The organism is Pelotomaculum propionicicum (assembly GCF_048984525.1).
Lineage (GTDB): Bacteria > Bacillota > Desulfotomaculia > Desulfotomaculales > Pelotomaculaceae > Syntrophopropionicum > Syntrophopropionicum propionicicum_A.
In genome coordinates this window covers 88,856-102,143 of record NZ_JBMGJC010000013.1, presented here as the reverse complement: position 1 = coordinate 102,143, position 13,288 = coordinate 88,856, and the positions used below count along the sequence as shown (strand labels likewise).

At 45.4% G+C, this 13,288-nt stretch carries 10 protein-coding genes and 1 riboswitch; of the genes, 6 read left to right on the top strand and 4 right to left on the bottom strand.

Going from position 1 to position 13,288, the window contains the following annotated elements:
• Positions 1 to 774 precede the first annotated feature (774 nt).
• Positions 775 to 2,214: a group II intron reverse transcriptase/maturase gene (gene ltrA, locus ACOBQJ_RS14300; protein ID WP_421072448.1), complete on the top strand. Its 1,440-nt coding sequence runs from the start codon at positions 775 to 777 to the stop codon at positions 2,212 to 2,214.
• Between the two features lie 115 nt (positions 2,215 to 2,329).
• On the opposite strand, the gene ACOBQJ_RS14295 is transcribed toward ltrA, so the two are convergent.
• The 3 genes from ACOBQJ_RS14295 to ACOBQJ_RS14285 all read right to left on the bottom strand — a co-directional run bounded on the left by ACOBQJ_RS14295 (position 2,330) and on the right by ACOBQJ_RS14285 (position 6,416).
• Entirely contained in the window at positions 2,330 to 3,292 is a 963-nt protein-coding gene (locus tag ACOBQJ_RS14295; RefSeq protein ID WP_421072447.1) for an alpha/beta fold hydrolase, read from the bottom strand.
• A gap of 72 nt (positions 3,293 to 3,364) precedes the next feature.
• On the bottom strand, positions 3,365 to 4,483 hold the full coding sequence (locus ACOBQJ_RS14290; RefSeq protein ID WP_421072446.1) for a helix-turn-helix domain-containing protein: 1,119 nt from the start codon (positions 4,481 to 4,483) through the stop codon (positions 3,365 to 3,367).
• Positions 4,484 to 4,580: 97 nt separating this feature from the next.
• Positions 4,581 to 6,416, bottom strand: a complete 1,836-nt coding sequence (locus tag ACOBQJ_RS14285) for an APC family permease (RefSeq protein WP_421072445.1) — start codon at positions 6,414 to 6,416, stop codon at positions 4,581 to 4,583.
• Between the two features lie 107 nt (positions 6,417 to 6,523).
• Positions 6,524 to 6,761, bottom strand: a riboswitch (cyclic di-AMP (ydaO/yuaA leader).
• A gap of 463 nt (positions 6,762 to 7,224) precedes the next feature.
• Between ACOBQJ_RS14285 and ACOBQJ_RS14280 the strand changes: the two genes are divergently transcribed.
• Together ACOBQJ_RS14280 and ACOBQJ_RS14275 are read left to right on the top strand one after the other, a co-directional pair.
• Positions 7,225 to 8,550 carry a radical SAM protein gene (locus ACOBQJ_RS14280; protein WP_421072444.1) on the top strand — a complete coding sequence of 442 codons (1,326 nt, stop codon included), beginning with the start codon at positions 7,225 to 7,227 and terminating at the stop codon, positions 8,548 to 8,550.
• A 36-nt stretch (positions 8,551 to 8,586) separates the two neighbouring features.
• Positions 8,587 to 8,895, top strand: coding sequence for a hypothetical protein (locus ACOBQJ_RS14275; protein ID WP_421072443.1), 309 nt, complete (start codon positions 8,587 to 8,589; stop codon positions 8,893 to 8,895).
• 91 nt (positions 8,896 to 8,986) lie between these two features.
• Here the strand turns inward: ACOBQJ_RS14275 and sfsA are convergent, their stop codons facing one another.
• Complete coding sequence (sfsA, locus tag ACOBQJ_RS14270; RefSeq protein ID WP_421072442.1) at positions 8,987 to 9,676, bottom strand: DNA/RNA nuclease SfsA; 690 nt, start codon at positions 9,674 to 9,676, stop codon at positions 8,987 to 8,989.
• Positions 9,677 to 10,089: 413 nt separating this feature from the next.
• On the opposite strand from sfsA, the gene ACOBQJ_RS14265 reads away from it, so the two are divergent.
• From ACOBQJ_RS14265 to gatA, 3 genes are all read left to right on the top strand, one after another.
• On the top strand, positions 10,090 to 11,253 hold the full coding sequence (locus tag ACOBQJ_RS14265; protein WP_421072441.1) for a stalk domain-containing protein: 1,164 nt from the start codon (positions 10,090 to 10,092) through the stop codon (positions 11,251 to 11,253).
• 262 nt (positions 11,254 to 11,515) lie between these two features.
• A complete protein-coding gene (gene gatC / locus ACOBQJ_RS14260) occupies positions 11,516 to 11,800 on the top strand; it encodes an Asp-tRNA(Asn)/Glu-tRNA(Gln) amidotransferase subunit GatC (RefSeq protein WP_421072440.1) in 285 nt (94 codons plus the stop codon).
• 14 nt (positions 11,801 to 11,814) lie between these two features.
• A complete protein-coding gene (gene gatA / locus ACOBQJ_RS14255) occupies positions 11,815 to 13,275 on the top strand; it encodes an Asp-tRNA(Asn)/Glu-tRNA(Gln) amidotransferase subunit GatA (RefSeq protein ID WP_421072439.1) in 1,461 nt (486 codons plus the stop codon).
• The last annotated feature ends 13 nt before the right edge of the window (positions 13,276 to 13,288 follow it).

The window sequence follows — 13,288 nt, the reverse complement described above, 5'->3', positions numbered from 1 at the left end:
GCAGTATGCTCAACGATTTGCACAGTACACTTGATAATGTTAAATCACACTTGGTAAGCCGTATGCCTTAATAGGGCACGTGCGGTTTGATGAGGGGGAAGCCATAAGAGTGGTTTCCCTACTCTATGTGCGACAGGCAGTCGCACCTGTCCCAAAATATTTTGGGACAAACTCATGCTATAGAGGAAGCGGCCACGATACAGAAGTAAAAACGGGCCGGGAGTCTGGAAGCATGAGGGTTCACGGAGGTGGAAGTCCTCCCCTGGGGGTGCTGGCGCGAACCAGGAAGCTTAGTCTAGGGCAGTATCGCGAGGTGCTGTCTGAAGGAGACGTGGAAGCCGAGAGGCCCATAAGCGGCTTGGCAGACCGAAATGCGAAAGCGTGAAACACGGCGGCTGGGCAAGTTGGTGACTGTGCGCACATAACGGGAAGCCCGCCTAAAAAGGGTGACACCTGCTCAAATGAGCCAGCCGGGCAGGATGTAGCTTGTCAAGTGATGGTGTTTGGTATGTCAAGAAGGAAGGTGAGATGACCCTGTGAGATCTCCAGCCAGACCTGCAAAGGGTGGCGGCATATAAGGCTAAGCCGAAGTTGACGTTGCGGCTGGAGAAGTCAGACGGCCTCATAGTACGGAAGTAAGCCGCAGACCAAACTGCAGCCGAACGAAAGGGGGCCGACCTGTGTGGCTCCAACTGGACTCACGTGTAATGGAAACGGTAACGTAACCTCGGTAGAAACGAACCGGATGAACACGGGAAAGGTGAGGAATAAGACGTGAACAAGGAACTCAAACTCAAGTGGCACAGCATTTACGGACAAATCCTATTCGACCGGAAACTCACGGCGGCATGGCGGAAAGTTGAAGAAAACGGCGGCGCCGGAGGGATAGACGGAGAAACCATTGAAAGCTTCAAGGAACACGAAGAAGAAAAAATAGTAGATCTTCTGCAAAGGCTCAGAGCCAAGACATACAAGCCGACAGCAGTGCGCCGTCAATACATACCCAAGAAGAACGGCAAACTGCGCCCGCTGGGCATACCCAACATAGAAGACAGGATCGTACAACAAGCCGTAGTAAACGTGCTCAGCCCCAAATGCGAAGAGCACATATTCCACAAATGGTCCTGCGGATACCGGCCGAACCTGGGCATCAAACGGGTGATGCAGATAATCCTGTGGAACATCGAAACAGGATACAACCATATATACGACTGCGACATCAAAGGCTTCTTCGATAATATCCCACACAAGAAACTGATGAAAGTGCTCACCAAATACATCGCAGACGGGACAGTGCTGGACATGATTTGGGCCTGGCTCAAAGCCGGGTACATGGAGGAAGGAAAATTCCAACCCACTGAATCCGGCACGCCTCAAGGCGGCGTAATATCTCCTCTTTTGGCCAATCTTTATCTTAATGAACTCGACTGGACACTGGAAGAGCACGGAGTACGGTTTGTCAGATATGCCGACGACTTTCTCTTGTTTGCCAAAAGCAAAGAAGATATTGAGAGAGCAGCCGAAGTGGCCAGGACGGCTCTGGCCGGGTTAGGGCTCGAAGTCTCCATGGAAAAGACACGGTTTGTAGACTTTGACAAAGATGACTTCAACTTTGTCGGCTTTAGCTTTAAACACTGGAGAGAGCGCAAAAAAGACGGACAGGCATATTTCATCGTAAGGCCTACCGAAGCCAGCTTCAAAGACTTTAAAGCCAAAATAAAAGCCAGGACAAGGAAAACCCTCACCCTGAGCAAGGACAAATGGCTGGAACAAGTGAACCCTGTAATACGGGGTAAAGTCAATTACTTTCTCAATATCTATCAGGCGATCAAAGAGAACGAGAAATACGGGCAAAAGAGTCGCTGTTTTCACAATTCCTACGGCAAAGAACTAGAAGCCATAGACGCATACACCCGCCAAAGGTTAAGAGTAGCTATGATCCATGACCATCCGAGCCAGAGGAAAGGACACGTCATGAAAACCAAATGGAATAACGAGTTTTTCGCCCGCATAGGACTGATTCCCTCCAGGTGGCTCTATTACAGTAAACAATTCGGCTATACTTTAGAACAATATATCCAGCGTATGACAGAGAAGGCTAAGATTCATCTGGAACACAAAGTACAGAGGGCAAAAGAAAAAGGCCAGGAGTATTATACCCCTGACCTGGTTCGTAAAATGCAGTATGCTCAACGATTTGCACAGTACACTTGATAATGTTAAATCACACTTGGTAAGCCGTATGCCTTAATAGGGCACGTGCGGTTTGATGAGGGGGAAGCCATAAGAGTGGTTTCCCTACTCTATTTTTTTTTGTTTTGGGAGGCTGTCAAAGGCTTGGTTGTTTTAGGAAAGTACTTGTTGCATCATAAATCTCTGTAACATTAGTCTGATAAATAAAATGAGAGCCATCCATAATTTTTGATTCAGCGTTTGCTCCCAATCTATTTAAGTGATCTGTTTGATATTCTGCTCCTGCTTTTTGTGACGTTTGTGAGGATATAAGTTTCAATACCGGAATTTCTTGCGGGAAAGCTATTGCATTAACCTCGTTGATATTGTCAAGCATACGATAAGACTGATCAATAATAGTATCGTTGAGGACATGATTAGCAAACAATTTATAGTCACTGATTTCTTTTTCGGTGTATCCATTTTCGGCTTTTTGGGCAGGAGGCATCAATCCATATGCAATGCGTGTTAATCCACAAGCTTGCTGCAGCTTGCCTAATCCGTATAAGAATTTGGGCGGATTTTTAGCTCCTGTTTTTACTGTTGATGTTGTGTCCAGCATAATAATCGCAGACACTTCATCAGGATATTTGGCGGCATAATATTCGCTGTAGATGCCGGACGCGGAATGAGGCATTAAGACATAAGGCGCCTTAAAGCCGGCCAAAGACAATGCGGTTCTGGTTTCTTCCGTATAGTTTTCATTTGTCCTTGGCGTGTCTGTCTGGCCGCTGAAACCGATACCGAAATATTCGATGCAAACAACAGTATATTCTTTAGAAAGCTCTCTCATCAGCGGGCCAAAGTCCGCACTTGGCAGAGATACTCCAAAACCCGGCAGTAACACAATGGTTTTCTCGCCATTGCCCATAGAATACACATGCATCTTTCGACCGTTTACTTCTACTAACTGTCCGTATGGTGAGACAGCTTCAAGCTCATTTGAGAAAAATATTTTGTTGATTGCAAATCCGATTATATTAAGGCCGACTATGATTCCCAGGATAATTGCTAAAACAGTCATAACCTTTTTACCTCTTGTCGTTTTAATTTTAGCCATTTTGCTCACTCCCTGCAGGTGCTAATATAACATAAATATCTCTGGCTCTTCTTACGTTTGAAGCTTCCGGATTTACTTAATCTTCTCAGCAGTTGCTTGCAGCTTTTCGGCGATATTCTTAAAACGCTGCTCCTCAGATAGCACGGAGAAAGCCGGATTATGAACGATCACCTCAGCCATGCTTTTCCTGACCGTTTTTTCATCCCGCGGAAGACCGCTCCCAAGGTCAAGTTTATCAAGCCAGCCGTCCAGAAGATCAAAAAAGGCGTCGCCGTGCAGGGTCAGGGGATATATATCGCTTGTTGCGATCTGTGCATACTGCTGCAGCATATCAAGCGCCTGATCATGATTATTTTGAATAATATAACCCTGAGCGGCGGAAATATAAAGGCCGGCCAGGACGGCAGGGTGCAGACGCTTCATGTCAAACGCTTCCGCCACAACAAACGCGCGCCGCAGCGCCTCGTCAAATTTGGCAGGGTTATCCGTACACAGCATAAGGTAAGCCGGGAAAAAATTGAACAGAACTACGATATTCTGATAAATGCCGACCTGCAGCACTGCTTTTGCCTCGTCAGCGCGTCCCGTCATTTGGTATGCGGAGGCCAAAATTGATTCGGGCGGCAGCGCAGGCGCAAATGTTCCATCCAACAGCTCCAGCGCGGTATTTGGATCGCGGAGGGCAAGGCTGCACAGAGCTTCCATATACAAAGCCTGCTTTGTGAGCGATATATCGTCGCTTTCCTCCTTGACCCGGATAAAAAGGGTCCTGGCTTCCTCAATTAAAGATGCCGAGCCCTGCGGGTCCTTCACCAACTCAACATGGTTAATCATCAGTATTCCCATTTGCAGCAGCAGCGGAAAGCAGGAATAGTATTTTTTGTTGATAATGCGGCAGTCTTCCATCACTGAATCGAACGGCTTTTTTGTAAAATCAGAGGACAGTTTCCGGTACAGCTTTCGGATATCCTCTTTTGTCATTTGTGGCTTATAATCCATCAATTCATCAATGCTGATGTTAAAGTAAGCCGCCAGCTGCGGGAGAAAGGTTACGTCAGGATAACTCTGCTCTGTTTCCCATTTTGAAACGGACGCCTTGGAAACCCCGATGTAATTTGCCAGCTCTTCCTGGGTAATACCCTTTTCCTTGCGTTTTTTTACCAGCACTTTTGCAATATTAATCTCCTTCATATGCCTCACCTCTGTTTATATTTTAGTTGGCAGGCTGGAGTAAATCAATGGATTGGAAGTTGATTTGGGTTGAATAATTCAACCTGTGCGATACTTTTTATTTTTCAAGTTGATAAGGAACCACGGTAACGACTACATTTTTTCTAAACACCAGCAAATTTCTTAATAATAATCCAGTCTGGTTGTGAAGCAGGCGATGCCACCACCTGTGTGTCTCAAATTCCGGTACAAGTATAGTAATGTAATCGTTCGGCCCTTTTTTACTCTCGACCTTTGCAATGAACCTGAATAGCGGGCCAAAAATAGAGCGGTAAGGAGAATATAATATAATAAGCCTCACTCCCGGATTCCAGCTATTCCATTTCTCTTCAATTTTTTTGGCAGATTCTTTGTCAGTCGCGACGAATACAGCTATACTCTGATCGGAAATTTCTTTGGCATATTTCAGAGTGTTGGCTACGACTCGTGTGACCCCGGCTATTGGTACTATAACAATGTTGCGTCCTCCTGAAGGAGTGATTAAATCATAAGGCGGTAATGCAAGCTGTGACTGCATATCCTTGTAATGGCTGTTAATACGCTTAAAAATAAAAATAATAAGCGGTATAGCTATTAGGATTAACCAGGCCCCATATAGGAATTTGGCCACCATAATGATTAACACGACAATTCCAGTTATAATTGCTCCGAAGCAGTTTAAAAATGCCCGTGCGAACCAGCATGAATTCTTTTCCCTATGCCAATGTACCACCATGCCGGCCTGGGAAATGGTAAAAGACAGGAAAACTCCCAGGGCGTATAGGGAAATGAGATGTTCCGTATTGCCGTGGTAAATAACTATAAAAACGGCGGCGATGATGCTTAAAAGGATAATCCCGTTGTTAAAGGTCAGCCTATCTCCTCTGTTGGCAAGATAGCGGGGCATGTACTTGTCCCGGGCCAGCAGGGAAAGAAGGGGGGGAAGCCCGTTATAGGCGGTGTTGGCAGCCAGGTATAACACGAGCATTGTCGCGAGCTGGATATAATAATACATAAAGTTCCTGCCGAATGTAGCCTCGGCAAGCTGGGACAGCATCGTCACATTCTCTACTGGCAACAGATGATTATGAATGATCAATAGAGTTATGCCTGCGAACATAACAACAAGTATAGAGGACATCATATACGTGGTTAATTGAGCATTCTTCACTTCAGGCGGTTTGAACATGGGAATCCCGTTAGAAATCGCCTCAATACCGGTCATCGAGCTGCAACCACTGGCAAACGCCCGTAAAACTAAATATATTATCGTCCAGTCTAAGGGTTGCCTCTCCAGTGATGTCTGAGGAATAATCACTGTGGTGCTGCTGATAATATGAAATATGCCCGCAGCGACCAATGCCAGGATGCCGAAAACAAAAGCATAAGTTGGAAAGACAAATGCATTGGAGGACTCCCTGACGCCCCTCAGGTTGATGAGCATTAGTATTCCGAACAAAACAAAAAGGTTTAAAGTCATCCTGTGGTCAGTGAGAACCGGGAAAGCCGATATAATAGCGTCTGTACCGGAAGATATACTAACCGCCACGGTGAGGGTGTAATCTATAAACAGGGATGCTGCTGCCGTAAGTGCCGCTAATTCTCCAAAATTCTTTTTGGCTACGGAATATGAGCCGCCTCCACCCGGATTAACCTTGGCGACTTGAGAATACGAGAGTGTTACTATTCCCATAAGCACTATGATAGCAACCGCCACCAACCACGTGTACCCATAGGTTATTGCCCAGGGAACTGTCAGAATTAATACAATCTGTTCGGGGCCATATCCGATAGAGGATAGCGGATCAGAAGAAAAGATAGACATGGCCTTCCATTTAGGCAGTTTTTCCCTGGTTATTTCCTCGTTGTGTAATGGCTTACCGAACAATAATCGTTTTATTTTATTGGCCATCATTGGACCCTCCATAAATAATCCAATTTAATTTGGTTATTCAGTTGTCCCATAAAACAAAAAGCTCGGGAAATGCAAAGCAATCCCAAGCTAAAAAATTACATAATTAAACACCCTTCCTTTCAACGCTTACGAGGTTAGCTGACGGGTTCGGGCCGAAAGAGTTAGCCCTACCTTTTGAGTCGTGGGGTCGTGGGTCGTGAGATCCGGGCATTCCTCACGGGTAGCAGGCCCCATAAGCAATCCTTAGTTCTCACATCTCACGTCTCATCTCTCACGTCTCAAAGGGATTCACCCCAAAATATTGGGTCCCCCGCTTCCCTGACGGGAATTCAGCGATTATACAGAATGACTGTATATATTATATTCCTTCTCTTTAAAAAGGAAAGACAATTTTATTTTTTTGACTTAACTATTCGTCCAATTTAAATCATAGCAACAGTAACAGAGGACTCTGTCAGCATAACCGATTCGAACCCCTGGCCATTAAATCACCCGAATTCTGATATGATAGGTAATTCCTGCTATAGTCCATATACCCCGTATTTATTCTGGATCTTAAAAAACCCTCATTAAGCGCATCCCCTTAAAAAATTAATCACCCCCGTATAATCTGGTGAGGAATGATAAGCTTTTTTATTGTCCGGACCAGGTATGTTATTAACAACTCATGCAAAAAGTGCTATATTCAAATTAGTCAAATCAATTATTCATATAAAACCTAAATAGGTGTTTATAACAATAAAAAACTTACAATAATGTTGTCTCTAACCCGTGCGCTCATAATAGGGCCGCAAGGAGGTTAAATGTCTTGCGCACATGGAAATTATCAAAATATACAGTTGTATTTAGGGGTATATCCGGTGAAGGTATTTTCCATAACAGTTTTATGGGGGCCCTGGCCGTGGTGCCTGAAGCTGAATTTGAGGAAATTGAAGGCCTGCTTCGAACTGAGCTGACCGAGGACGATATTCAGAATAAAGCTCTGAATGAGCTTTGCCGTAACGGTTTTTTCGTTCCAACACATATTGATGAAAAAGTCTTTGTCGATAATATCTTAACAAAAGAAAACTGCAACCGTTTTTTTGATATTGTCATACTCCCTCATGAAAACTGTAATTTCAGGTGTACATATTGTTATGAAACACATGAGCGGGGCAGGATGGAAAGATCGGTGGTTGAAGGATTAAAAAAGTTTGTTGAATCTAAATCGGCGGAATACCCGGGCATAGAAGTCCGCTGGTTTGGTGGCGAACCTTTGTTGGCTATGGATCTAGTTAGTGAACTGTCTGCTTCATTTCTGCACAGCTGTCAAAAAAATAATGTTTGCTACCGAAGCAATATAACAACCAACGGTTACCTGCTGGTTCCCGAAACTTTTGATTCCCTTTTGAAGTGCGGGGTCCATGATTTCCATATAACACTGGACGGGCCGGCAGAAGCCCATGACAAGACCCGCAAGCTGGCTAACGGAGGAAAAACTTTTGAAACAATTTTCCGTAATTTAATTTCCGTAAAGAACCGGGAGGGAAATAATTTTAAAGTATCCATAAGGGTGAATTTCAATGATGACTCGTTAGCCCTGATGGATGGTTTCTTTAATCTAATGTCTCAAACATTCGGAGAGGACAGCAGGTTTGGTCTGTATTTTCGCCCGATAGGAAAATATGGAGGGCCGAATGACGAAAACTTCGAAGTTTGCGATTACAATGCCGCAAAATTAGTTGAAGTGGACCTTGGCCATAAATATGCCGGGTACGGAGCTTTGGATAAGTTAGTCAAACATAGCCTGCAGTCACACGGCCAGGTTTGCTACGCGTCCAGGGCTTCATCCATAGTGGTGGGATCTGACGGAACGGTATATAAATGCTCTGTAGACTTCGAGAACGAAAATAACAAGGTTGGTAAACTATTACCCGACGGGAGGCTTGATTTAAACTCATATTGGGATTTATGGGTCAGTAAAGATTTCAGTGAACATGAAATGTGCAATGAATGCCCTATTTATCCATTGTGCCAGGGTAAATACTGCCCAAAGAAATCAATCATTCTAAATAAGCCAATTTGCCCGATGACAATCTCCACTTACTCCCGATTGATTCAATTGGCAACAAGCGGCAAGGCCAAATTTCAATAAGCTTAAACAAAATACATGGAGGGAGGTGAATCCTATATGGATGAAAAAAAGCTGGACGAGATTAAAAAAGCCACCCAGAAAATAGTGGAAAATTCAATGATTCTATGGAATGCCCGTATTGATATGCTTTATGAAAAAGGGAAAATTGAAGACATTTTTTCCTATACCAATGTGCACGGGTGCGATGGGCCGATGAATGTATGCGGATGCGGAGGGCCAACCCCCAAGTGCGGCTGCCCTTCCGATACAGGTATTTTTGATTATCTTGACAAAATCAATGAAATTAAACAAACCGTTGTTGAACTGAAAGGTGAAATCTCTGCCCTGAAAAAACCAACAAAATAGGAATGTGTATATTGTCCGTTTTAAGCATGTGGTATTGCATTGGCGGGAAACCATCGTTCAATTGAATGGTGGTTTCTTTTACGTTTTTTTGTCACTTATCTGTTATCCGGACTTCTACCGAATTCCCGGCTGCGATGCTGTTTTCCGTGACCTGGCAGTCAAGCGCCAGCACCCGGACGCCCTGGCCGGCAGCTTTCCGGAGCGCTTCACCAAAGGCGCGGTGGGTGGCCCAGTTTGGCTCAAAATAGAACACATCTTTCATTTGTACAATAAAGACCGCATAGGCCTCAAATCCCGCTTTAACACAGGCCGCCAGCTCGTTTAAGTGCCTGACTCCACGTTGGGTGGGTGCATCAGGGAAACGGACCACGCCGTTATCCTCCAGTGTTACTCCCTTGACCTCCATAAATGCTTTGCGGTTATCGCCTTCCACATAAAAATCAAACCGTGAGCCGCCAAAATGCTGCTCGGGCTTTAGAAGCGTAATATTCTGAAACAGCCCTCCGTTTTGCAGCCATTCGGCAAACACCTTATTTGGAGCGCTGGAGTCTATATTTATAAGCCGCTGCCCCTTGTATACTGAAATAAGATCGTATTTTGTTTTACGGGTAGGTGAGACATTTTCCCGCACCAACACAGGGGCACGGTGGGTCAGCAGTTCCCGGCAGCGGCCGGTGTTTTTCACATGGCATATTTCCATCCGGCTGTCTATTTCGATATGGGCAATAAAGCGGTTGGGGCGGTCCAGGAAGAACCCCTGCCTGATATTGTCATAAATCATTGATTACCTTTCCTGTTAGAAGTTTTTTGTCACCAGTATATTACCAGCCTCTATAAATCTCAACTGTTCCGGCGCCAATCCATTGTGAGATCTCGTGCCCCCCTATAACCCTATTTAATTTTAAAAAGCGAGTTTCTAAAGCTCGCTTTTTGCCTGTTTAACATTGGATACCAGGGATTGTTAACAAAGTGCCGCAAAACGCCAGAAATAAACGGTTTGAAATAAAAGCAAACATAATGATCACAAATGTGTGAATCGATCTTAAGCTGTAATAGTTTAGACAAAATAATGCAGGAAATAACAAAGTGGCATGGAATTACACTATGTTACCAAAAAATTAAAGTTTGTTAATTCACCTATGTGATTAACAAAATTATCTGCAGCCATAATGTCAAAAAAAAGGAGGTTTTTTTATGAAGAAAGCAGTATTAATTGTTACCCTCAGCTTGTTGCTTATTACTGCGATGGGATTCTCGGTGTGCTCTGCCGCTATTAGTCCAGGGTTGATCACACCACTTCCCCCGGTGCAAATTATCGATCCGCCCATAAAAACAATAATTCTTGCCCCGTCCGATCTGGCTGCAACGCCTGATGCGACCTCTGTTGAATTAAAATGGAAAGACAACTCCACTAATGAATCCGGTTTTGAGGTGGAGCGGAAGAGTGCTGATGGTTCCTTTGAAAAAATAGCGACAATTGGGGCAGGAACCACTACCTATACGGATAGTGGATTGGCGCCGGATCAATATACATACCGGGTAAGGGCAGTGACTTCATCAGCCTCCAGTCAATATTCGAATGAAGCGACCGCCGCCTTATTATCAAGCGATGTTCTCATACGGCCACTACCCCTGCAGCCAACCCTGCCTTCTTTGCTCAAGCCGGCAGCGCCAGGCAGACTTAGTGCTGTAGCTCTGTCTGGATCTGAGATATCTCTTTCATGGGTGGATTCATCCGTTAATGAAAGCGGTTTCAAATTGGAGAGAAAGATGGGGAAAGGGGATTACGCAGAAATTGCCATAGTTCCCAAAGATACCACCACATACAAAGACACCGGCTTGCAGGATAATACGGTTTACAGCTACCGCGCCCGCGCTTTTAATAACAATGGCGCCTCTCTTTATTGCGAAGAGGTTACAGTTGAAACCCCCACCATTATTTATTCCCAGCCGGTAGAAGGTCTGGATAAAGTTATTAAATACCGCATCGGACAGAACAGCTATACAGTTAACGGAGTAGTCCACATAATGGATGTGGCTCCAGTCATAATCAATGACCGGACTTACTTACCGATTAGATATGTGGCTGAACCGCTTGGGGCAACAATTACCTGGGATGCCTCTCTTCAAAAGGTTACGTTCATTTTTAACGGCACAACGGTTGAGATGATAGTCAATAGCAATATGGCTATGGTAAATGGGGTAGATACCCCAATAGCCGCTGACCCTGCGATCACACCTTTGCTGATTTCCGACAGGGTGCAGGTCCCGGTAGCCTTTGTTGCTAACAGCCTGGGCTGTGATGTGGCCTGGGACGTGGCATTGCAGGAGATCACTGTCACTTACCCCAAGCAATAAAGTGGTATACATATTGCAATTGGTAAATCTAAGCGAGTTGTTGTTTCCAGAAATGGAAGGATATTAAGGAAAGCCTGCCGGAAACGAATGCCTGGCACAAATTAGAATCTAAAGGTACAAGAGAACATGTTCTCTTGTGCTTTTTTTCAGTCTTTTATCTCATTTGTGGATATGTTTGTCATAATTCATAATTTTTAATATAATTAAGGTTGTATAATTGTAGATCAGCACGAATTACCGGACAAAGAAGGATGTGTATGCTATGAAAATAAGCGAGCAGGACATTGAAAAATTGGCCTATATGAGCCGCCTTGATTTAACAGAGGATTATAAAGCAGCCTATACAGAGTCTCTTAATGCCATACTGGACTACCTGGATATGTTAAACAAATTGGATACCACTACCGTAGAGCCCGCCGCCCATGTCCTCCCTATCAAGAACGTCTTCAGGGAAGACAGACTGCAGCAAAGCCTGGATTTGGAACAAGCCCTGGCTAATGCGCCCGAAGAAGGGGTAGGGGCTTTTATAGTACCACGTATTGTTTAAGCAGGAGGTATTTTATGAAATTACATACGCTACCAGTTCACAAGCTCAGCGAACTCATGGAGAGGAAAGAGGTCGGCAGCGAAGAACTAACTACGGCCCACCTGGAACGGATCAGCCAGGTTGAAGATAAAATCAGGGCTTTTGTGACGGTTACCAAGGAAGAGGCTTTAGCCCAGGCCAGGTCAGTCGACGGGAAACGGGCGCGGGGGGAAAAGCTCTCTCCCCTGGCGGGAATCCCCATGGCTATTGAAGATAATATTTGCACAGAGGGAATAAAAACTACCTGTGCTTCCAGGATGCTTTATAATTACATCCCTCCCTTTGACGCATCCGTTGCTGAAAGGTTAAAGGGAGCCGGCGCCGTACTTATGGGTAAGTGTAATATGGATGAGTTCGCCATGGGCTTTACTGAAGAGAATTCCGGGTTTTTCAGGACCAAAAACCCCTTTGGCCCTGAAGCGCTGCCCGGCGTTTCCAGCGGGGGTTCAGCAGCCGCGGTTGCCGCGGGAGAGGCTGCTTTTACTTTAGGTTCAGATACAGGAGGCTCTATCCGCCAGCCGGCGGCTTTTTGTGGTGTAATAGGGTTTAAGCCCACTTACGGACGCGTTTCTCGCTATGGCCTGATCTCCTATGCTTCTTCCCTCGATCAAATCGGGCCCTATACCCGGGATATGACGGACCTTGCAATGGTCTTAAATACTATCAGCGGCCGCGATGCCAGGGATTCAACATCAGCTCAAGTCGATGTGCCCGATTTTAAGAAGTGCCTGGTAAATGACGTAAAAGGGTTGAGGATTGGCTTGCCCAAAGAATATTTCGCAGTTACAGACCCCCGGTTAGCGGCAAAGGTACGGGAGGCGGCCAGCAAACTGGAGGAACTGGGAGCTATATGTGAAGAGGTATCAATGCCTTATACCGAATACGCCCTGCCGGCCCATTACATTATTTCCTCCGCTGAAGCCAGTTCCAACCTGGCCCGTTATGACGGGGTCAGGTATGGCTTAAGGGTTGATGCCGACGATGTGTTGAGCATGTTCAAAAAAACCCGCAGCCAGGGCTTTGGAGACGAGGTAAAAACACGGATCATGCTGGGCACTCATGTGCTGAGCGTTGGTAATTATAATGACTATTATGTAAAGGCATTGAAGGTCCGCACTCTAGTCAAGCATGATTTTGACCGGGCTTTTGAGAGATTTGACTGCCTTTTAACGCCTGCCAGCCCTGCCACTGCTTTAAAAATAGGGGCAGAAGCCGACGGCCCTATGGGGGCATATCTGTCCAAAGCCTGTAACATACCGGTTAACCTGGCCGGTGTGCCTGCCATGTCCCTGCCTTTTGGCATGGTAGAAGGGCTGCCTGTGGGACTGCAGCTCATCGCCCGGCATTTTGGCGAGGAGATCCTGCTGAGGGCAGGCTATACTTTGGAGCAGAGTTCAGAACAAACCAGGCCGAAACCCGGGCCTGTTAATAATTAAATCTATAGGGGGT